Here is a 21,864-nt window from a genome sequence, read left to right as displayed (position 1 = left end):
AATAGGCGCAATACATCACCGGTAAGATGCAGATTTTAGGGCCACCCAAAAGGGTTATATCTCTGCATAATAGAAAAACACTTTGCGGAATGATATTTCTCAATAATTCGTTAATTTATGATAAGATTTATCACCAAAGAGATATTGTTTTTGCCATCAGCGACGCCCTGAAAATCGTGCTGCCGGCTCACAAATCATCTCGCCTAGGAGTTTGACCAGAGATGCAACCCAGCACGAAATCACAAATCCGCCATATCATGTCAGACTTTGGCGAAACCAAACATCATCTTTTGCATGATCGGGTTGTTGCGCTTGCCGCAAGCCGATGGATGATGCCGGTAAATGACAATGCCATCATTCAGATCGAATTGCTGCATAATGCCAATCAGGCGCTTTTGTCCAGTACGGTTGCCCGCGATGGCAGCGGCCCGTTAAAGGCATCTTTTTTGACGATGCTACTTCTTCAAGATACGATTGCCCATGCGCAGCGTCCGTTTGGCATTTGTTCGGGGGCGGCAACGGTGACCTTGCACCGTTTTATCGACCTTGATGCGCTTTCAACGGATCAACTGGCTTTGGCCATTACCAATTTTGCCAGCCTCAACGATGTTATTTTTGCCGACTATCTGTCGCCGCCAATTGCAGAACCTTTGGCCGATAAACGCTATAGCATCTAATACGCGGTGTGATGGCTTGGGAATCATCTTGAACTTGGCGGCTGAATGCGCGACAAGATTGTTAGATAGAGGCATATCCTCATCGCAATCCAACCGGCAGCTAAAGGCAAGAAATGATGGCCCAATCTTCGCAGAATTTCGACTATGATTTGATTGTGATTGGCGCAGGGTCTGGCGGCGTTCGTGCTGGCCGCATCGCCGCTGGTCATGGTGCCAAGGTTGCGGTGATCGAAGGAGACCGGCCGGGTGGAACTTGCGTTATCCGTGGTTGTGTGCCTAAAAAGCTGTTGATGTATGCGGCCAGTTTTTCAGCCGATGTTGAAGATGCCCGCGGCTTCGGCTGGCAAATTGATGGACTGTCGCATGATTGGCCTGGCTTGATCGCAGCGAAAGATGCTGAAATTGGCCGGTTGGAAAATATTTACCGGTCGCTATTGAAAAATGCTGGCGCTACCTTGATCGAGGGTTGGGGACGGGTCACTGGCCCGAATGAGGTCAGCGTTGGCGCGGATGTCTATCGTGCTGGCAAAATTTTGATCGCGGTTGGTGGTGCGCCGCAATTCATCGATGTTCCGGGCATGAAAGATCATACCATCAGCTCGAATGAAGCGCTGGATCTGCCCGAAATGCCAAAGGACATTGCCATTTATGGCAGCGGTTATATTGCGCTTGAATTTGCCGGTATTTTCAACGGGCTTGGGGCGCGAACCCATTTGATTTATCGAAGTGATTTACCGCTTCGTGGCTTTGATGATGATGTTCGCGCCCATATCGCAACGGCGCTAACCGATCGCGGAATCATTCTTCACCCCGAAACCACCATTGATCATGTCACGGCTGAAAATGGCGGCAAGCAGGCGCATCTTAGCGATGGCAGCAGGCTGGCGGTTGATCAGATCATGGCGGCGACAGGTCGCAGGCCAAATACTGCCAATCTTGGCCTTGATGATTTGGGGGTCAAGCTTGGCAAACAGGGCGAAATCATTGTTGATGATATGTCACAAACAAACCTGCCAAGTCTTTATGCCATTGGTGACGTCACAAACCGAATTAACCTGACACCAGTTGCGATTGCCGAAGGCCACGCCTTTGCCGATAGCGAATTTGGCAATCGCCCGCGCAAGGCCGATCATGCCAATGTTGCCTCGGCCGTATTCAGCCAGCCACCCATCGCATCGGTTGGCCTGTCTGAAGCCGATGCAGTCAATATTCATGGCAAGGTCACTATTTTTGAAAGCCAGTTTCGGGCGATGAAAAATACCATTTCGGGACGTGCTGAAAAAACCTATATGAAACTGATTGTCGACGCGGCAAACGACAAGGTTGTTGGCGTGCATATGATGGGGCCCGATTGCGGTGAAATCATGCAAGGCATTGCGATTGCCGTAAAGATGGGGGCAACCAAGGCAGATTTTGACGCCACCATTGGCATTCACCCAACCGCCGCCGAAGAATTCGTGACCATGCGCACACCGCGCAAAGAGGGCTAGATATGGCAATTTCTCGCCAGCCCGGTTATCGGAATAAAGCTTGAAAAAACAGGGCAAATCCGCAATATTGAGCTGTAATTCCAATGAAAGGGGTGGGGTCGGTTGTGCCGTTCGCAAGCCATCTCACCTTAAAAGGACTAAAATCAAATGACTTGGCAACCAAATAGCTGGCGCAGTTTTCCAATTCAACAAGTGCCGGAATATCCTGATCTTGACCGGCTGAATGCTGTTGAAAAGATTATTTCGGGTCGTCCACCGCTGGTTTTCGCCGGTGAGGCGCAAAGCCTTCGCGACCGGCTTGGCAGTGTGGCGCGTGGAGAGGCGTTTTTGTTGCAAGGCGGTGACTGCGCCGAAAGCTTTGCCGAATTTTCAGCAAATAACATTCGCGACAGCTTTAAAGTCATGTTGCAGATGGCGGTGGTGCTGACCTATGGCGCTTCGATGCCGGTGATCAAAATCGGCCGGATGGCGGGTCAATTTGCCAAGCCACGTTCGGCGCCTACCGAAGTGATTGATGGTGTCGAATTGCCAAGCTATCGCGGCGATATGATCAATGGGCCAGCCTTTACCGAAGATGAACGTATCCCTGATCCGCGGCGCTTACTTCGCGTTTACGAACAATCAGCATCAACCTTGAATTTGCTTCGCGCCTTTGCCCAAGGCGGGCTTGCCGATCTGACCAAGGTGCATAGCTGGGTGGCTGACTTTTTGAAAGACACGCCGCAAACACAGCGTTTTGAAGCGCTGGCCGAACGCATCGAAGAAAGCCTGAATTTCATGAAGGCTTGCGGGGTAACATCGGCAACGGCGCGTCCGCTTGCCGAAACCGAGCTTTACACCAGCCATGAGGCACTTCTTCTTGGGTTTGAAGAGGCCATGACGCGCCGCGATACTATTACTGACGAGCAAGGATGGTACGACACATCGGCACATATGTTGTGGATTGGCGACCGGACTCGCCAGCCTGATGGCGCACATGTTGAATATATGCGCGGCATTTCCAATCCGATTGGCCTGAAATGTGGGCCAAGCCTTGATCCTGACGAGTTGCTGCGCTTGATTGATATCTTGAACCCAAGCAATCAGGCCGGCCGGTTGACCTTGATTGTTCGGATGGGCGCGGAAAAGGTGCGAAGCGGTTTGCCACCACTTTTGCGGGCGGTCAAGGCGCATGGGGCGAATGTTGTATGGTGCTGTGATCCGATGCATGGCAATACCATCAAGGCCAGCAGCGGTTATAAGACACGCCGTGTTGATGATGTGATGGCCGAAGTGACTGGCTTTTTTGACGCCCATGATGAGATTGGCACTTATCCGGGCGGCGTGCATTTCGAAATGACAGGTCAGAATGTCACCGAATGCGTTGGCGGTGTTGTCGATGTGACCGAGGCCAACCTTGGCGATCGCTATCACACGCATTGTGACCCGCGGTTGAATGGGGCGCAGGCGCTTGAACTTGCGTTTCTTCTTGCCGATTTGCTGAAACGTCGGCGCGATGTACCGTCTTATATGTCCAAGGCCGTATAAAGGGTCAAAGGCTTTGTCATACGCTGTTGAGATTTGCGTCGGCGGTCTTGATCCATTTTTAACAAGGTAGACTGATGGCAAAATTTGCGAGCAGCGGGCCGACTCCGGAAATTCAGCCGAGTCTAACCGATACCTATTTCAATCACACACGCAAAGTCGTCATGGCAAATGGTGATTGCGAAGTCACCTATGCGGTTTTCATGCGGCGTCCGGTTACCTTTGCCGGACGTTTGGCCATCGAATGGATTACCGCCATGGCGCAATCCCGCGGTGCCACCTTGAAAATCGAACAGCTTTATGTTGAAGGGGCATGGATTGGTGCTGGCGAGCCGATGTGTTATGTCACCGGCCCCTTTTCGGTTCTTGTCGACCTTGAAACGATTTTTCTGCAACGCCTTGGGCCAGCCTGTGTCGCTGCCTATAACGCCTATAATATGTGCATGGAATTGCCGAATGTGGCGTTTCTGGCGATGGATGCCCGCCATTGTGCCGGCAGTGAAATGGCCGAACTTATGGCTTATGGTGCGTCGGTTGGCGCTGCCAAGGCCAAGGCCAAAGCCAATGCCATTGGCTTTGTTGGTTGTGCCGCCGATGCAACCGCGCATTTCTTTGGTCAGGAAAAGGGCAGGGGAACAATGCCGCATGCCCTGATTGGCTATGCTGGATCAACCGTTCGTGCCGCCGAAATGTTTCACCAGACCGTGCCCGATGCGCCTTTGACGGTGCTGGTTGACTATTTTGGTCAAGAAATCACCGATGGGCTTGCCGTGGCCGCGCATTTTCATGATCACAGTAAGGCAGGCACCTTATCGCTTCGTCTTGATACGCATGGTGGCCGCTATGTTGAAGGGCTTGACACCCAATCATCTTATGCGGTTTTGGAACGCAATGTTCCGCAGGCTTTGCGTGGCTATCGAACCGAAGATGAATTGCGTTTGCTCCTTGGAACAGGCGTAAGTGCGGCAGCAGTTTGGCATATGCGCGAACAGCTTGATAGCAACGGCTTTGACAAGGTGAAAATTGTTGCTTCCAGCGGGTTTGGTCCCGATAAATGCCGTGTTTTTGCCCTTGCCAATGCGCCGGTTGACGTGATTGGAACCGGATCATATTTGCCGCAAATCTGGTCGCAAACCTATGCGACAGCGGATATTGTTGCCTATGATGGCAAGCCACGGGTCAAGGCTGGCCGTGAATTTCTTTTGTATAAGTAAAAGGTTGATTGTTTCATGACAAAGCCGGTTTTAATCGCGCTCGCCCAATTGAATGCGCATCTTGGCAATGTAAATGCCAATGTCAGCCGTCTTGCCGAGGCACGGACGCAGGCTGCGGCTCATGGCGCTGAAATCATTGTCACCCCTGAAATGTATCTTTCCGGTTATCCTTGTGATGATCTTGTGCTTCGGGCTGATTTTATGGCTGATGTTGCTGCAGGTATTGATGCATTGGCACAGCTTACCGCCGATGGGGGTCCGGCAATTGTTGTTGGCGCGCCGGTTGCCGCTGATGGCGCTATTTATAATTCGGTTTTCATTCTTGATGGCGGTGCCCAGCTTGCCCGATTTGACAAGGTGAATTTGCCAAATTACGGCGTGTTTGATGATAAGCGCAATTTTGCCGCTGGTCAGATGCCCGGCCCGGCGATGCTGCGAGGGCTGAAAATAGGCTTTCCAATCTGCGAAGATATCTGGGAGGCGAATGTTGCCGAATGTCTTGAAGAATCAGGTGCCGATCTTATCATTGCAATCAATGCGTCACCATTTGACATGACCAAGCCCGAACGCCGCATGTCAACAATTGTGGCGCGAACCGTCGAAACCGGCCTGCCGGTTGCCTATGTCAATATGGTTGGTGGGCAGGATGAGCTTGTTTATGACGGCGGGTCTTTTGCAATCAATGCTGGTGGCAAGCTTGCCTGTCATTTGCCAAGCTTTTCTGAATCAATTGTGGTTGTTTCAGCGCAGAAAACAGCGGGCATGGTCACGCTTGCCGGCCAGATTTCGCCGCCCGATGGTGATTTGACCGCGCTTTATCGCGGTCTCTGTCTTGGGCTTCGTGACTATGTCCATAAAAATGGGTTTCCGGGGGTTGTTCTTGGCTTGTCGGGCGGTATTGATTCGGCGCTGGTTGCCGCACTTGCTGTTGACGCGCTTGGCGCGGATGCGGTTCATGCGGTTATGATGCCGTCGGCCTATACAAGCCAAGAAAGCCTTGATGATGCTGCCGAATTGGCAAGCGCCCTTGGCATCCGGCTTGATAATATTGCGATAACCCCGGCAATTGGCGCACTTGACCAGATGCTGGCCGAACAATTTGCCGGTACCGAACCGAATGTCGCCGAAGAAAATATCCAGTCGCGTTTGCGCGGATTAATTTTGATGGGCATCTCGAACAAACATGGGTCAATGGTGCTGGCGACAGGCAATAAATCCGAATATGCGGCTGGCTATTCAACGCTTTATGGCGATATGTGCGGCGGCTATGCCCCGCTAAAGGATGTTTGGAAAGTTGATGTGTTCCGGCTCTGTGACTGGCGCAATCAGCATTTGCCGCGCGGGGCGGCTGGCCCTGATGGTATTTTGATCCCGCAACGCATCATCGACAAGCCACCATCAGCCGAATTGCGCCCTGACCAGAAAGACACTGACTCGCTGCCGCCTTATGACCGGCTGGATGCGATCATGGCGGCTTTGTGTGAAGACATGACCGATATCGAAACGATTGTTGGCCGTGGCTATGAACGGGATGAAGTTGTGCGGGCAAGCCAGCTTTTATTCCGTGCCGAATATAAACGGTTTCAGGCTGCACCGGGTCCAAAAATGACGCCAGTTGCTTTTGGTCGTGATCGCCGTCTTCCCTTGACCTCTGGCTTTAACCCGATAAAACCCTAACGAGTCACAATATATGGCAAGCCAGCGAACTGGCTGCCGCTTGCAAAGACTGGCCAAGTGCCAAAAAGGAGTCGTTTGATGACTGCAATCAAAGTCCGTTTTGCCCCAAGCCCAACTGGGCGATTGCATGTCGGCAATTTACGGACGGCCTTAGTAAATTACCTGTTTGCACGCAAGACTGGCGGCCAATTCATGCTTCGGATTGATGATACTGATACCGAGCGGTCTAGCGAAGCGTTTGAAGCCGATATCCGTGCCGATCTTGACTGGATGGGAATGGGTTGGGATTGCGAGGATCGTCAATCATTGCGCCTTGCGCGCTATGATGAGGCATTGGCCCAGCTTGTTGCCGCTGGCCGTGCCTATGCTTGTTATGAAACACCTGAAGAATTATCCCTCAAGCGCAAAGCGCAATTATCGGCTGGCCGCCCGCCGGTCTATGACCGTGCTGGCCTGAAACTAAGTGCCGAGGATAAAGCAAAATTTGAAGCCAATGGCCAACGTCCACATTGGCGGTTTTTGCTGAATGATGCCGAGGTCAGTTGGCATGACATGGTACGTGGCGATGTTGCCTATCATATGTCTAGCCTGTCTGATCCAGTGTTGATGCGCGAAGATGGGCGGGTGATCTATACAATGGCGTCGGTTGTTGATGATATTGATCATGGCATAACGCATATTTTGCGCGGTGAAGATCATGTGACCAATTCGGCAGCGCAGATTCAGCTTTTTGAAGCCCTAGGCGCAACCGCGCCAACGATGGGGCATCTGGCGCTTCTTGCTGGGGCGGATGGCGAAGGCCTGTCAAAACGGCTTGGCAGCTTGTCGATTGGTGAGCTGCACCAGAACGGCATTGAACCGGCGGCGATTGCCAGTGTTCTTGCGCGTATCGGTACAGCCGATCCGGTTGAGGCGCAATCCAGTATGGATGCTATCATTGGCGGTTTTGATATTAGCCGGTTTGGTCGCGCTACGGCGAAATTTGATCCGTCAGAATTGCAGAAAATCAACGGCCAGATTATTCAAGATATGCCATTTGATGCCGTGAAAGACCGGCTTTCCAGCGCCAATGTTACGGGGGATGCCTTTTTCTGGGAAACCGTTCGCGGGAATATCAGCACTGTTGGCGAGGCCAAGATTTGGTGGGATATCTGTACGGGTGAAATCACCCCGGTTATCGAGTCAAATAATGTAACCAATGCGGCGGCGGCATTATTGCCACATGGTGATCTTGACGCGTCAATCTGGAAAGGCTGGACAACTGCCATTGCGGCCGAAACAGGGGTTAAGGGCAAGGGCTTGTTCATGCCGCTTCGCCTCGCGCTGACGGGTGTTGAGGCAGGGCCTGAGCTTGCGCCTTTGCTTGGCATTATGGGGCGTGATCGCGTTCTTGCGCGCTTGCAGGGAATGCCAGCATGAGTGTGCTAAAACTCCATAATACCCTGACCCGCAAAAAAGAAGATTTTGTTCCGATCGACAATGATCATGTGCGGGTCTATGCCTGTGGGCCAACGGTTTATGGCCGGATTCATGTTGGCAATGCGCGTCCGATTGTGGTGTTTGATGTGTTGGTGCGGCTTTTGCGGCTGCGTCATGCCAAGGTTACATATGTTCGCAATATCACCGATGTTGATGATAAAATTAACATTCGCGCGGCCGAACGCGGCATTGGCATTGATGAATTATGCGCCGAAACGATTGAAACATTTCATCAAGATACTGAACGGCTTGGCGCGCTTGCACCCGATATCGAACCGCGCGCAACGCATCATATCGCCGAAATGCAGGCCATGATCACCACCCTGATTGATAAAGGCCATGCTTATGCGGCCGATGGCCATGTATTGTTTCAAGTCTCAACAATGGCTGATTATGGATCGCTGTCCAAACGGTCTATGGATGACATGATTGCCGGTGCGCGGGTAGAAATTGCCCCTTACAAGCGTGAACCGGCCGATTTTATTTTATGGAAGCCGAGCAGTGATGATCAGCCCGGATGGGACAGCCCTTGGGGACGTGGACGACCCGGGTGGCATATTGAATGTTCGGCGATGGCCAAAACCTATCTTGGCGAGGTGTTTGATATTCATGCTGGTGGGTTGGATTTGATTTTCCCGCATCACGAAAATGAAATCGCGCAAAGCTGTTGTGCGCATGATCAAACGAAAATGGCGCATTACTGGCTGCATAACGGCTTTGTCACGATGAATGACGAAAAAATGTCAAAATCGCTTGGCAATATTATTTCGGTTACCGATGCTGCCGATCAATATCGCGGCGAAACCTTGCGTGCGGCGCTTTTGTCGGCGCATTACCGCACGCCATTGGATTTGTCAGATAGCGCAATGCGGGACGCGCGCAACGGTCTTGACCGGCTATATCGCGCTGTTGGTGATGTTGACGCCTCGCAGCACAAAATTGATGCTGATTTTATTGCCTGCCTTCTTGATGATCTAAACACGCCTGCAGCGATGGCGCGGTTGCATGAATTGGCGCGCTTGGCAAACAAAGGTGATGATGCTGCGGCAATGGCGTTAAAGGCCAGCGCGGCGGTTCTCGGTCTTTTGCAGAAAAGCGCCGATGGCTGGGCCAAGGCGGGTGATGCTGCAACCGATGATGGTTTGGATGATGCTGCCATTGACGGCCTTATCGAAGCGCGGAAGCAGGCTCGCGCCAACCGTGATTTTGCCAAAGCCGATGACATTCGGGATCAATTAACGGATGCTGGCATCATTCTTGAAGATAGTGTTGATGGGACGATTTGGCGGCGACGCTAGCAATGAACGGGCATTTTTGCTAAACCGATGCCGCAAAGACGGGCATAGATCAGTTTGCCGGCCATTTATTGCGGGTCACAGGCGGTGGGAGATTACCAATGGGTAGCGATAAAATATGGTTGTTTGACACCACATTACGCGATGGCGGGCAAACCCGTGGCGTCGATTTTTCGCGCGCCGATAAGGTTGCTATTGCCCACGCGCTTGATGATATCGGCATTGATTACATCGAAGCTGGCTGGCCAGGGGCAAACCCGACCGATGATGCGTTTTTTGCCAAGCCGCCAAAAATGAAAAATGCCAAGCTTGTTTCCTTTGGCATGACCCGCCGCGGTGGCCGCAGCACAGCGAATGATCCGGGATTGAGTGCGGTGATTGATGCCGAGGTTGACGCATCTTGCCTTGTCGGAAAAACATGGGATTTCCATGTAAAAACTGCATTGAACGCAACGCTTGATGAAAATCTGGAAATGATCCGTCAATCGCTGATTGCCGCGGCTGATCGAGGCCGCGAGCCGATGTTTGATTGCGAACATTTCTTTGATGGTTACAAAAATAACCCTGATTTTGCGCTTGATTGTATTCGTGCGGCCAATGAAGGCGGTGCAACATGGGTTGTTCTTTGCGACACAAATGGCGGCACGCTTCCCGATGAAGTGTTCGATATTGTCAGCGCTGTTCACAAAAAAATGCCTGATATTCGCTTGGGAATCCATTGTCATAATGATGCTGGCGTTGCCGTGGCAAATTCGCTGGCAGCGATTGCCGCTGGGGCACGTCAGGTGCAAGGCACAATTAACGGGCTTGGCGAAAGATGCGGCAATGCAAATCTGATTTCGCTTATCCCCAGTTTGGTGCTGAAGACCGATTATGAAACCAGCATTTTCGAGGCTAATCTTCCAAAATTGATGGGTTTGTCACGGTTTCTTGACGATCGGTTGAATCGGGCACCGGATGCCCATGCGCCCTATGTTGGCGCGGCGGCCTTTGCCCATAAGGGCGGGTTGCACGCATCTGCCGCGCAAAAAGACCCGCGCACTTATGAACATGTACCGCCGGAAAAGGTTGGGAATGAGCGGCATTATCTTGTCTCGGATCAGGCTGGTCGTTCGAACATGCTGGCGCGGTTTGCCCAGTTCAAGATCGAGATTGACCCCAAGGATGCACGGCTCGACACGCTGATCAGCGTTGTGAAGGCAAAGGAATTTGAAGGCTGGGCTTTTGATTCTGCCGAAGCCAGTTTTGAGCTTCTTGCCCGTCAGATGCTTGGGGAAGTGCCGGAATATTTCCGTATTGGCCGGTTCCGCGTCATGGATGAGCGCCGGTTTAATGCGCGTGGTGAATTGGTTGTTGAATCCGAAGCCACAACAACAATTTTTGTTGGTGATGATTGTTTCCATGAAGCCGCCATTGGCAATGGTCCGGTGAATGCGGTCGATACTGCCATGCGCAAGGCGTTGGTTGCTGCCTATCCATCGCTGGCCGATGTCGAACTGGTTGATTATAAGGTTCGCATTCTTGATGCAGCCGAAGGGTCGGGAACCGGTGCTGTGACCCGTGTGATGATCGAATTTTGCGTTCCGGGCGGCCCTGTCTGGCGCACTGTTGGTCTATCGACCAATATTATCGATGCGTCGGTTGCCGCGCTTGGTGATGGCATGATCTGGAAATTGCAGCATGATAAGATTGCTGGTCCAAAGTCGATTTCAAAATGACAATGCTGCCAACCGCGCCAATTGTGATTTTGGCGCGCCCGCAAATGGGCGAAAATATTGGATCGGCTGCCCGCGCCATGATGAATTGTGGGCTGAGTGATCTTCGGCTTGTCGCACCGCGCGATGGCTGGCCAAACCCTGCGGCATTGCCAATGGCCGCGGGGGGAAGCGAAATCATTGAAAATGCGCGTGTTTATGACAATTTGGCTGATGCGGCTTTTGATGTGTCATTAATGGTGGCGGCCAGTGCCAGACGGCGTGATTTGCCGATTAAAAGCGCTGATCCGCGCGCCGCTGCCATGATGATGCTGGCGCATGTGCGGCAATCAATGGCATCACCCGCCGATGTGGCATCACCCGCCGATGTGGCATCATCCGGCAGGGTTGCAATGCTGTTTGGACCCGAAGCCTCAGGGCTTGATAATGATGAGGTTGTACTTGCTGATATTCTTGTGACCGCGCCATTAAACCCGTCTTACCCATCATTGAACCTGGCGCAGGCGGTTTTGTTGATGGCATGGGAATGGCGAATGGCTGCCTATCTTGCAAGCCAGCAAGGCGATGCTGCAGCTTCAGATCATTCAGATTTGGATCAATTGGCAAAACCAGTCATGCCGGATGCGCCCCCAGCCTCGATCAAAGAGCGTGACTTTCTCTTTCAGCGACTTGAAGCCGCGCTTGATGATGGCGGTTTTTTCACTGCACCCGATATGAGCCATGTGGTCAAACGGAATTTACGCGCATTTTTCACGCGGGCAGCCCCGTCAGCGCAGGAAATTAGCACGCTTCACGGCGTGATTCAGGCGCTAACACGAAAACGCGACTAGCCATTACGAAATATGTTTGACAAATGGGTCAAATGCTCATATTTTCCGGCGAATTCTCGGGAACGCGGATTGCACCAGCGGGGTGTGATGCCGGTCAAAATACCAGCCTTGGCTGATATGGCGACCCTACCGGGGCAACAACGGAAAAAGGAGCCAATCAATGGCAAAGTCCGATCATAAGCGGCACTCCTCAAAGCATAAAATCGACCGCCGTCTTGGCGTAAACCTGTGGGGTCGCCCAAAATCACCTGTAAATTCACGCGAATATGGACCGGGCCAGCATGGTCAGCGCCGCAAAAAGCCAACCGATTTTGGTGTGCAGCTGATGGCCAAGCAAAAGCTGAAAGGCTATTACGGCAATATAGGTGAAAAGCAGTTCAAAAAATATTACGCCGAAGCTGTTCGTCGCCGCGGTGATACAGGCCAGAATCTTGTTGGTATTCTTGAATGCCGTCTGGATGCCGTATTGTACCGCGCCAAGTTGGTGCCAACCGTTTTTGCGGCACGTCAGACGATCAACCACGGCCATGTAATGCTAAATGGCAAGCGCTGTAACATTGCATCAGTGATGTTAAAGCCTGGCGATGTGATTAGCCTTAAAGAAAAGGCCAAGAACATTCCTGCGGTTCTTGAAGCGATTGCTTCGGTCGAGCGCGATGTGCCAGAATATGTTGATGCTGATCATAATAAATTTACGGCAACTTTTGTTCGGGTGCCAAGCCTTGACGAAGTGCCTTATCCAGTTCAGATGGAACCAAATCTGGTGGTCGAATATTACTCACGTTAAATCGTGATGGCTGGCCAAGGCTGGCACAAAACAACGAAGTTATTTAAAAAAGGGCGGCTCGAAAGTGCCGCCTTTTTTATTGCGATATCGCCTGATTATATGCAGATGATTATGGCGGTGCCGGTTTGTGCCGGTTCTGTTAATGCAGTTTTGGTAAAAGGCTTTTCATGCTAATATCTGGGCATGAACATATGTCGTGCGTTATTAAGCGATGCGCCAAATCTGGTTCGGCTGGTACATGAAGCCTATCGGCATTATATCGCTCGCATTGGCCGTCCGCCCGCACCGATGCTTGCTGATTTTACCCGCCATATTACTGATGACACAGTTTTTATTGCAACAAATGACATGATTTGCGGTTATGTGGTGCTTTGCCATGACTTGGTTTGCTGGCGGCTTGATAATATCGCCGTTGCGCCATCAAATCAGGGGCAGGGTATTGGGGCGGCATTAATCCGGCATAGCGAATTCTTCATGGCAAAAAGGGGGCAGTGTCTTATCATCTCTACACAAATGACTTAATGCATGAAAATATTAATTGGTATCGTAATTCTGGTTTTCGCGAGATTGCGCGTCGTGAAGAACATGGATTTAAGCGGGTCTATTTTGAAAAGACGATTCACCAACCATAGAGGTTTCCAATGAATGATAGCGATACTGACGCAAAAACCGGCTGGCCTGAGCGATATTATGCGGTGATTTTCACCGCCCAGCGCAGCCTAAGCGGCGATGATATGTATGAAATTACCGCTGATCGCATGGTGACTCTGGCACAGCAACAGCCCGGCTTTCTTGGGGTTGAATCGGTTCGGGGTGATGATGGGATTGGCATCACTGTTTCCTATTGGACCGGTCGTGATGCGATTACGCAATGGCGCGGCCATGCCGAACATATGGTTGCCCAAGCGATGGGACGGCAGGAATTTTATGATTGGTACCGGATACGCATTGCCGAGGTTGTGTCGGAACGCGCGTTCATGTCGGATAATATCGTTGAAAGCCACACCGCCGACTAGGGCTTTGCCAATAAATGCCAGCGGTGTGGTTTTGCTTATCCCGCCAGCCTAGCTTGGCTGGACGTTAATGCCATGTGTTTGAAACATTTCGGTCAATTCGCCCGTTTCATACATTTCGCGAATGATGTCACACCCGCCAACAAATTCGCCTTTTACATAAAGCTGTGGGATCGTTGGCCAATCCGAATAGGCCTTGATGCCTTCGCGGATATTGTCGTCTTCCAACACATTTATGCCGCGAAATTTAACGCCAAGATGCGATAGAACGCCCACAACCGCTGCGGAAAAACCGCATTGTGGAAAGACTGGTGTACCTTTCATGAAAAGCACAACTTGTTCGCTGCCAATTTCATTATCAATGCGGGTCTTGAGTGCATCATCCAACATTATTTTGCTCCTAAAACTGGGTATCATGCCCTGTTGGTAACGGGAATTTAATTTTGCGGTGCCGATGTTTGCAGGGCGAGTGCGTGTAACTCCCCGCCCATACGGCCACCAAGTGCCTTGTAAACCATCTGATGCTGCTGAACACAATTCTTGCCAGCAAAGGCGCTAGAGATCACGTTGCAGGCGTAATGATCGCCATCGCCGCGTAAATCTTCGATGGTGATGATGGCATCTGGAAAGGCGGCCTTGATCAGATTTTCGATTTCACTTGCTGCCATTGCCATGGTCGCTGCTCCTTTTCATGCCGCTTGGCTAAATGCTGTTTTGGCGATTACCTGCTGACTAGCCAGCCATCAATGCCGGAATACAGCCCTCAAACACAGCATTTAGATCTGCTATTGATATGGTGTCATTGTCACCAAATTTCAATTCGCCTTGATCGGAAACCATACCAAGTTTTGTGATGTCAATACCAGCCTCTTTTGCCGCGGCGATCAGCGCTTGACTGTCGGCTGTTGTGACAACAAACCGCGCTTGGTCTTCGCCAAAGGCCCAGCCGTGAAGATTGCCGGTCTTTGGCACTGCAATTTCAGCCCCAAATCCAGACCGCATAGCCATTTCAGCAATGGCAACAACAAGTCCGCCATCGGCGATGTCATGCGCGGCGCTGATACTACCGCCAAGGATCTGCTGGCGAACAAAGCTGCCGGTTTTCTGTTCGGCCACAAGGTCAAGTGGTGGCGGCGCATAAATGCCATAATCGCCGTGATGATGTTGGTAAACGGATACGCCAAGCCAGCCATCATTGATTTTATCACCTTGCCCAATTACGAAAATATCTTGTTCTGCGGCAACAAAGCAATTGCCGACAGCATCATCAACATTCTCGATTACCCCAACCATGCCGATTACCGGACAGGGCTGAATGGCCTTGCCGTCAGTTTCATTATAAAGCGATACATTGCCCGATACGACTGGCGTATCGAGCTGGCGTGCCGCATCGCCCATACCGAGCACTGACTCAACAAGCTGGGTCATGATTTCTGGCTTTTCGGGATTGCCAAAATTCAGGTTATTGGTAATCGCTAATGGCGTTGCGCCAATTGCTGACAGATTGCGATAGGCTTCGGCGACTGCCTGTGCGCCCCCAATTTTTGGGTCGGCCTCGACATAGCGCGGCGTGCAATCGGTACTCATTGCAAGGCCGCGTTTGCTTCCATGAACCCTGACCAATGCAGCATCCCCGCCAGGGCCAGCGATGGTGTCGGCCATCACCTGACTGTCATATTGCTCATAAATCCAGCGGCGGCTGGCCAGATCAACATGACCAAGCATGGTTGTCAACATATGGCTAATCGGTGCATCATTGGTGATATCGCTGCTGGCAAGCTTTTTGCGAACTGGTGCATCACCATGCGGGCGGTCATATTCCGGCGCATCATTGACCAATGGGTCAATCGGAATATCGCAGGCGGTGCCGCCATCTTTCAACAGGATTAATCGGCCAGTTTCGGTCACACGGCCAATTGGCATGAAATCAAGATCCCATTTATTGAAAATGGCGCGTGCGGTTTCGGTTGCATCGGGTTTTAGCACCATCAGCATCCGTTCTTGTGATTCTGATAACATCAATTCATAGGCTGACATGTTTTCTTCGCGGGCTGGCACAAGATCGAGATCAATCTCCATGCCAAGACCGCCTTTTGATGCCATTTCGACCGATGATGAGGTCAGTCCAGCAGCGCCCATATCCTAAATCGACAAAACCGAGTCAGATGCCATCAGCTCTAGGCAGGCCTCCATTAGCAATTTTCCGGTAAAAGGGTCACCAACCTGGACGGTTGGCCGCTTGCTCTGAGTTTCGTCGGAAAATTCAGCCGATGCCATTGTTGCGCCATGAATACCGTCACGGCCGGTTTTGGCACCAACATAAATTACCGGATTGCCCGGGCCGGTTGCGGCCGAGCGGAAAATACGATCGCTATTGGCAAGGCCAACTGCCATGGCATTAACCAGAATATTGCCGTTATAGGATTTGTCGAAATTGACCTCGCCGCCAACGGTTGGAATGCCGATGCAATTGCCATAGCCGCCAATGCCCGACACAACGCCGCCAACGAGATGACGGGTTTTTTCATGGTCAGCTGCGCCAAACCGAAGCGCGTTTAACAGCGCCACAGGCCGCGCGCCCATGGTGAATACATCGCGCAATATACCGCCAACGCCAGTTGCCGCGCCCTGATAAGGCTCGATAAAAGAAGGGTGATTGTGGCTTTCGATTTTGAAAATGGCAGCAAGCCCGTCACCAATATCAACCGCGCCGGCATTTTCGCCTGGTCCTTCAATGACTTGTGGGCCGTCAATGGGCAGGGTTTTCAGCCATTTCTTTGATGATTTATATGAGCAATGCTCCGACCACATAGCCGAAAAAATACCCAGCTCACAAAGGTTTGGCTTGCGACCAAGACGCTGATTGATCAGATCCCATTCATCACGCGACAAGCCCATTGTGGCGGCGTTTTCAAAAGTCATTACATCCGATGCTGAAGTCATGATACCAGCGCCTCAAGAGATTTTAACAGGAATTTGGCACCATCAGTGCCGCCATGTAAGTTAGACATGGCGCGTTCAGGGTGTGGCATCATGCCAAGAACGCGGCCATTGTTCGACAACACACCGGCAATATCACGCGATGCACCATTTGGATTGACCGGCCCAGCAGCATCGCTGGCGGCATAGCGAAACGCCACCTGACCATTGCCTTCGATCCGGTCAAGCTCGTCCACATCAGCAAAATAATTGCCTTCATTATGGGCGATTGGGATCGTCAGGTCTTCGCCAAGATCAAGACCGGCGGTAAAGGGCGAGGCCAATGTTTCACAAGGCCGCAATCCAACATTGCGGCAGCTGAATTTCAAACCGGCATTGCGGATCAGAACCCCGGGAACCATGCCGGTTTCGGTTAGGATCTGAAAGCCGTTGCAAATGCCCATAACCGCACCGCCGCGCGCCGCATGATCAAGCACAGCATTCATGATCGGCGAGCGGCCAGCAAGCGCACCGCAGCGTAAATAATCGCCAAATGAAAAGCCACCCGGAATGATCACAAGGTCGGCAGCGTCAAGCGACGCTTCCTTATGCCAGACAAGGGCAGGGCGGCGGGACGTCAATTGTTCGATGGCAACCATCATATCCCGATCGCAATTTGATCCCGGGAAAACAATGATGGCAACACGCAAGGCTGAGAGGGTCATGGTCTTTTTCGCATTACTGGTTAGGGGTGACGCGGTGATACATCCAAATCTATTGTTCGTCTGGGATCTCGATTGAATAATCCTCAATCACGGTGTTTGACAGCAATGTTTCGCACATGCGGGCAACGCGCTGGCGAAGCCGAGCCGGATCGGTTTCGTCGATTTCAAGTAGAATTTGCTTTCCAACCCGCACATCTCCTACCTCGTTAAAGCCAAGATCATTGAGTGAATGCGAGATTGCCCGACCTTGCGGATCAAGAACACCTTCTTTTAGTGATATATTTACAATGGCTTGCATCTTTATGCCCTTTATTGTTGTGGTCTATGCATGGCGCGGTCGCCATTTACGGGTCGATTTGCGGCACCTTGACACCAAGGCGCCGTGCAATTTCCTGATAGGCTTCCACAAGCCCGCCCAAATCGCGGCGAAACCGGTCTTTATCCATTTTCTCGTTGGTTTCGGCATCCCAAAGGCGACAATTATCAGGGCTGATTTCATCAGCAAGCATGATTTCTATGCCATCTTCCGTGTCATAACGTCCAAATTCCAGCTTGAAATCAATCAGCCGGACGCCAATACCAAGAAATAGGCCGGTCAGAAAGTCATTAATGCGTAATGTGTCTTCGACAATGATTTCCAGCTCTTCCGGTGTGGCCCAGCCAAAAGTGAAAATATGCTCTGGTGCGATAATCGGATCACCAAGGCTGTCGTCTTTCAGGCAAAATTCAACAAGGGTGTTGTTTAGCATTGACCCTTCTTCAAGCCCAAGACGCGGGCATATGGATCCGGCAGCAACATTGCGAACCACCACCTCAACCGGAATGATTTCCAATTTGCGGATCAGCTGTTCACGATCACTGATGCGGCTGATGAAATGGTTGGGAATGCCAAGCTCGCCAACGGCCATCATGATATGTTCGCTGATATAATTGTTTAAAATGCCCTTGCCCGAAATCACGTCTTTTTTCTGCGCGTTAAAGGCGGTTGCATCATCTTTGAAATGCTGGATCAGCGTGCCATCTTCGGGGCCTTCAAAAATCACTTTGGCCTTGCCTTCATAGAGCGGTGTATTTTGTGTCATGTTGTGAACCCTAGTTTTGGCCAGATCATGGCCTAATTTTGATGAATTAGCCGAAAACCCGATCAAAGATTGTGTCGATATGGCGAAAATGCTGTTCAAGATCGAAAAGCGCGTCAAGCTCGCTGCTTGTCAGATTTGACGCCACATCTTCATCGGCTTTCAACTTATCAATATAGCTGCCGCCCTCGGCCCAGATTTTCATCGCATTGCGCTGAACATATACATAGGAATCTTCGCGGCTAACCCCTTTTTGCGTGAGTGCCAGCAACACCTGCTGTGAATGGACAAGCCCGCCAAGCTTGTCGAGATTAGCCTGCATTGTCTCAGGATAGATCAAAAGATTTTCAATCACGCCAGCCAGACGATGGAGCGCAAAATCAAGCCCGATGGTGGCATCAGGGGCGAAAACACGCTCAACCGATGAATGCGAGATATCGCGCTCATGCCATAGCGCCACATTTTCCAATGCAGGCACAACCGCAGCGCGAACAATGCGGGCAATACCCGTCAAATTCTCGGTCAGAACCGGATTGCGCTTATGTGGCATGGCTGATGACCCTTTTTGGCCAGCCGAGAAAAATTCTTCAGCCTCACGCACTTCGGTGCGCTGAAGGTGCCTGATTTCGGTTGCAAGCCGTTCAACCGAACTTGCCACGACGCCAAGCACGGCAAAGAACATGGCATGACGATCACGCGGAATCACCTGCGTTGACACAGGCTCAATCGTCAGTCCCATCTTGTCGGCAACATGGGCTTCGACCGCCGGATCAATATGTGCGAATGTGCCAACCGCACCTGAAATGGCACAAGTGGCGATTTCGCGTTTGGCGGCGACAAGCCGTTCACGGCAGCGGCTAAATTCGGCGTAAAAACCGGCCAGTTTCAACCCAAAGGTAACGGGTTCGGCATGGATGCCATGACTGCGGCCAATGGTCGGCGTGCGCTTATGCTCAAAGGCGCGTTTTTTCAGTCCGGCAAGCAACAGGTCAATTCCCTTGATCAGCAGATCACTTGCCCGCGCCATCTGCACCGACAAGGTTGTGTCAAGAACGTCAGATGAGGTCATGCCCTGATGAACAAAGCGCGCATCTTCGCCAATATATTCGGCAAGATTGGTCAGGAATGCGATCACATCATGTTTGGTTTCGCGCTCAATCTCGTTGATTCGGTCAATGTCAAAGGCGCCTTTTTCCCAAACTATGGCGGCTGCCGATGCGGGGATAACCCCCAATTTTGCCTGTGCGTCACAAGCATGTGCTTCGATTTCAAACCAAATCTGGAACTTGCTTTCCTCAGACCAGATGGCGCTCATTTCTGGTCGGGAATATCGCGGGATCATAACTCTAATACCTTTTGCGTTAAATGGAGGTTGGTTGTACCATTGAGATGCGCAAAAAGCCAGCGCATAACTAGCCATTGTGGCTATTTTGCAAGGGAGCATCTACATGCTGATTCGCCGATTTGTTGTTGCCGCTTTGATGCGTGTTGCGCAAAATCCTGCCGTGCAGAAAAAGGCTGGCGAAGTGGCGGGTAATGCGCTTGATGCGGCGCGGCCATCATTGCTTCGGGCAAGCCGGAAAGCGGGTGAATTAACCCGCAAAGCCGCCAAAAAAATATCGGACGATCGCTAAGTACCGCTTTGCCGCGATAAAGCCATGATTTTACAAATGGCCAAGACTTTTAAAACTGACGGTGCTCGTGCCAGCAACGACCAGATGATCATGAAGCGCAATGCCCATCACCGCTAACGCCTTTTTAATGTCTTTTGTCACTTCGATATCGGCGCGTTAAGGCTTGGTTTCTGCGCCCGGATGATTATGCACAATGATAACGGCATGGGCGAAATGCCGGAGCGCGAGATTAACGATTTCGCGCGGATAGACCGAGGTTTGATTAACCGTTCCGCGTGAAACCATCTCATCGGCAATCAAACGGTTTTGGCTATTAAGGCATAAGACCATCACATATTCGATTGGTTCATGTGCCAGTTTGCTGATGCAATAATCTTGAACTTCCATCCAATGCGTCAAAACCGGCTTTCCCTTGACGCGTGAATGGCTGATCTGGAGACCGGCGGCTTCAGCAATTTTTACCGCGGCAATTGCCGCATCGCCCACATCCCTGATTGGACGAAGATCATCAGGGCTGGCACGTAGAGCCGCCGACAGGCTTTTGAATGTTTTGATCAGCCGTTTGGCCAAAGGCTTGGTGTCGCCACGCGGTGCGCCACCGTAAAGCAGCATTTCCAAAATTTCTAATTCAGTAAGGGCGACACTACCTTTTTCAAGCAATTTACCGCGCATGCGGGCGCGGTGTCCCTTGGTATGGTCAGCTGGCGTGGCGCGTTTGCCCGAATCTGATGAAGGTTTGGTCGTGTCCAAACAGATAACCCAAACGGATTAAAAGTCGGTTAACCTCAGTTTTTTTTGAAATCTAACTGGCCGCTCGCTAGCCGTTATAGGGCGGCAGGGTGAAACCAGCCGGCGAAAGCGTGAAAATTTCAGCATCGCCATCGGTGATGCCAATGGAATGTTCAAATTGGGCAGACAGGCTTTTATCGCGCGTTACCGCAGTCCAGCCATCATGCAGAATTTTGGTTTCCGACCGACCAGCATTGATCATTGGCTCGATGGTGAAAATCATCCCCGGTTCAAGAACCATGCCGCTGCCGGCTTCGCCATAATGCAAAACCGTAGGGGCGGTGTGAAACACCTGTCCAAGACCATGGCCGGTAAAGTCACGAACCACCGAAAAGCGGCAGGATTCGGCGTAGGATTGGATTGCATGGCCAATGTCGCCAAGCGTGTTTCCGGCACGCGCTGCTGCGATTCCGCGCATCAGGCAACCATAGGTTACTTCGGTTAGACGCTTGGCTTTGATCGACGGCGCGCCAACATAGAACATGCGTGATGTATCGCCGTACCAGCTATCAAGAATGACAGTAATGTCGATATTCAGAATATCACCATCACGAAGTGTTTTTGGCCCAGGGATTCCGTGACAAACAACATGATTAAGCGAAATGCAGGTCGATTTCGGAAAACCTTTATAATTCAGTGGCGCGGGGGTGGCACCATGCGCCAGAATATAGTCATGACATAAACGATCCAGATGTTCGGTGCTGGCACCGGCAATCACATGCGGGGTGATCATGTCCAACACTTCGGCGGCAAGGCGGCCTGCTTTATGCATGCCAGCAAAGCCTTCGGCATCATGTCGTATTACTGTTTCGCTTCGCATTGTTATCTCTATGGCGGCGGCAGATCAAAGCGCGCCTTGTCTTTTTGAATGATGTAATGCCGCTGGGATAGCATATTTTGCCAATCGCGAAACCTATAAACTGTAATTCTTGCGGTTGATCAGGGCATTGACGTATCAAGTCATTTGACAGTTTGGTTATATTTTAGCAAAGTTTGCCATCTTCATTTATCCGCATA

Annotated in this window: 20 protein-coding genes and 2 pseudogenes; 13 read left to right on the top strand and 9 right to left on the bottom strand. The window is 51.4% G+C overall.

All coding sequences use genetic code 11. From position 1 onward, the window contains the following. The first annotated feature begins 221 nt into the window (after window positions 1-221). From ABXT40_RS06975 to ABXT40_RS06920, 12 genes are all read left to right on the top strand, one after another. Window positions 222-677: a hypothetical protein gene (locus tag ABXT40_RS06975; RefSeq protein ID WP_443644904.1), complete on the top strand. Its 456-nt coding sequence runs from the start codon at window positions 222-224 to the stop codon at window positions 675-677. 116 nt (window positions 678-793) lie between these two features. Then, on the top strand, window positions 794-2,167 hold the full coding sequence (gene gor / locus ABXT40_RS06970) for a glutathione-disulfide reductase (protein ID WP_443644903.1): 1,374 nt from the start codon (window positions 794-796) through the stop codon (window positions 2,165-2,167). A 147-nt stretch (window positions 2,168-2,314) separates the two neighbouring features. After that, window positions 2,315-3,694: a class II 3-deoxy-7-phosphoheptulonate synthase gene (locus tag ABXT40_RS06965; RefSeq protein WP_443644902.1), complete on the top strand. Its 1,380-nt coding sequence runs from the start codon at window positions 2,315-2,317 to the stop codon at window positions 3,692-3,694. A 74-nt stretch (window positions 3,695-3,768) separates the two neighbouring features. Beyond that, entirely contained in the window at window positions 3,769-4,905 is a 1,137-nt protein-coding gene (locus ABXT40_RS06960) for a nicotinate phosphoribosyltransferase (protein WP_443644901.1), read from the top strand. A 15-nt stretch (window positions 4,906-4,920) separates the two neighbouring features. Next, window positions 4,921-6,582, top strand: coding sequence for an NAD+ synthase (locus ABXT40_RS06955; RefSeq protein ID WP_443644900.1), 1,662 nt, complete (start codon window positions 4,921-4,923; stop codon window positions 6,580-6,582). 78 nt (window positions 6,583-6,660) lie between these two features. Further along, window positions 6,661-8,001 carry a glutamate--tRNA ligase gene (gene gltX, locus ABXT40_RS06950; protein ID WP_443644899.1) on the top strand — a complete coding sequence of 447 codons (1,341 nt, stop codon included), beginning with the start codon at window positions 6,661-6,663 and terminating at the stop codon, window positions 7,999-8,001. Continuing rightward, window positions 7,998-9,359 (top strand): cysteine--tRNA ligase, encoded by a 1,362-nt coding sequence (gene cysS / locus ABXT40_RS06945; RefSeq protein WP_443644898.1) that lies wholly within the window; start codon window positions 7,998-8,000, stop codon window positions 9,357-9,359. Before gltX ends, cysS begins: the two co-directional genes overlap by 4 nt. 98 nt (window positions 9,360-9,457) lie before the next feature. Beyond that, window positions 9,458-11,074 carry a citramalate synthase gene (cimA, locus tag ABXT40_RS06940; RefSeq protein WP_443644897.1) on the top strand — a complete coding sequence of 539 codons (1,617 nt, stop codon included), beginning with the start codon at window positions 9,458-9,460 and terminating at the stop codon, window positions 11,072-11,074. Further along, the gene (locus tag ABXT40_RS06935; protein WP_443644896.1) at window positions 11,071-11,901 is read left to right on the top strand and encodes an RNA methyltransferase; all 831 of its coding nucleotides are present in this window, start codon (window positions 11,071-11,073) and stop codon (window positions 11,899-11,901) included. Before cimA ends, ABXT40_RS06935 begins: the two co-directional genes overlap by 4 nt. A gap of 160 nt (window positions 11,902-12,061) precedes the next feature. Next, window positions 12,062-12,688, top strand: coding sequence for a 30S ribosomal protein S4 (rpsD, locus tag ABXT40_RS06930; protein WP_443644895.1), 627 nt, complete (start codon window positions 12,062-12,064; stop codon window positions 12,686-12,688). A 183-nt stretch (window positions 12,689-12,871) separates the two neighbouring features. Continuing rightward, window positions 12,872-13,210: a GNAT family N-acetyltransferase gene (locus ABXT40_RS06925; protein WP_443644894.1), complete on the top strand. Its 339-nt coding sequence runs from the start codon at window positions 12,872-12,874 to the stop codon at window positions 13,208-13,210. Window positions 13,211-13,329: 119 nt separating this feature from the next. Continuing rightward, window positions 13,330-13,704: an antibiotic biosynthesis monooxygenase family protein gene (locus ABXT40_RS06920; RefSeq protein WP_443644893.1), complete on the top strand. Its 375-nt coding sequence runs from the start codon at window positions 13,330-13,332 to the stop codon at window positions 13,702-13,704. Window positions 13,705-13,752: 48 nt separating this feature from the next. Here ABXT40_RS06920 and grxD read toward each other — a convergent pair whose 3' ends face one another. The 7 genes and pseudogenes from grxD to purB all read right to left on the bottom strand — a co-directional run bounded on the left by grxD (window position 13,753) and on the right by purB (window position 19,766). Then, a complete protein-coding gene (gene grxD, locus ABXT40_RS06915) occupies window positions 13,753-14,091 on the bottom strand; it encodes a Grx4 family monothiol glutaredoxin (protein ID WP_443644892.1) in 339 nt (112 codons plus the stop codon). A gap of 47 nt (window positions 14,092-14,138) precedes the next feature. After that, window positions 14,139-14,375 carry a BolA family protein gene (locus ABXT40_RS06910; protein WP_443644891.1) on the bottom strand — a complete coding sequence of 79 codons (237 nt, stop codon included), beginning with the start codon at window positions 14,373-14,375 and terminating at the stop codon, window positions 14,139-14,141. A gap of 58 nt (window positions 14,376-14,433) precedes the next feature. Then, window positions 14,434-16,644 (bottom strand): annotated as a pseudogene (purL, locus tag ABXT40_RS06905) (phosphoribosylformylglycinamidine synthase subunit PurL). Then, window positions 16,641-17,330 carry a phosphoribosylformylglycinamidine synthase subunit PurQ gene (purQ, locus tag ABXT40_RS06900; protein WP_443646977.1) on the bottom strand — a complete coding sequence of 230 codons (690 nt, stop codon included), beginning with the start codon at window positions 17,328-17,330 and terminating at the stop codon, window positions 16,641-16,643. Before purQ ends, purL begins: the two are co-directional and overlap by 4 nt. A gap of 64 nt (window positions 17,331-17,394) precedes the next feature. Next, complete coding sequence (purS, locus tag ABXT40_RS06895) at window positions 17,395-17,643, bottom strand: phosphoribosylformylglycinamidine synthase subunit PurS (protein ID WP_443644890.1); 249 nt, start codon at window positions 17,641-17,643, stop codon at window positions 17,395-17,397. A gap of 46 nt (window positions 17,644-17,689) precedes the next feature. Then, on the bottom strand, window positions 17,690-18,427 hold the full coding sequence (gene purC / locus ABXT40_RS06890; RefSeq protein WP_443644889.1) for a phosphoribosylaminoimidazolesuccinocarboxamide synthase: 738 nt from the start codon (window positions 18,425-18,427) through the stop codon (window positions 17,690-17,692). 46 nt (window positions 18,428-18,473) lie between these two features. After that, window positions 18,474-19,766: an adenylosuccinate lyase gene (gene purB / locus ABXT40_RS06885; protein WP_443644888.1), complete on the bottom strand. Its 1,293-nt coding sequence runs from the start codon at window positions 19,764-19,766 to the stop codon at window positions 18,474-18,476. Between the two features lie 106 nt (window positions 19,767-19,872). Here purB and ABXT40_RS06880 point away from each other — a divergent pair, with 106 nt between their 5' ends. Next, entirely contained in the window at window positions 19,873-20,058 is a 186-nt protein-coding gene (locus ABXT40_RS06880; RefSeq protein WP_443644887.1) for a hypothetical protein, read from the top strand. Window positions 20,059-20,088: 30 nt separating this feature from the next. Here ABXT40_RS06880 and radC read toward each other — a convergent pair. Both radC and map read right to left on the bottom strand, forming a co-directional pair. Continuing rightward, window positions 20,089-20,730: pseudogene (radC, locus tag ABXT40_RS06875) on the bottom strand (RadC family protein). Between the two features lie 145 nt (window positions 20,731-20,875). Beyond that, window positions 20,876-21,667, bottom strand: a complete 792-nt coding sequence (map, locus tag ABXT40_RS06870) for a type I methionyl aminopeptidase (RefSeq protein WP_443644886.1) — start codon at window positions 21,665-21,667, stop codon at window positions 20,876-20,878. Between the last annotated feature and the right edge of the window lie 197 nt (window positions 21,668-21,864).

Origin of the sequence: Candidatus Ponderosibacter sp. Uisw_141_02 (assembly GCF_048087665.1) — a bacterium.
Taxonomy (GTDB): domain Bacteria; phylum Pseudomonadota; class Alphaproteobacteria; order Puniceispirillales; family Puniceispirillaceae; genus UBA3439.
Note: the sequence above shows the minus strand (reverse complement) of the source record. Positions and strands in the feature narration are given on the sequence as shown.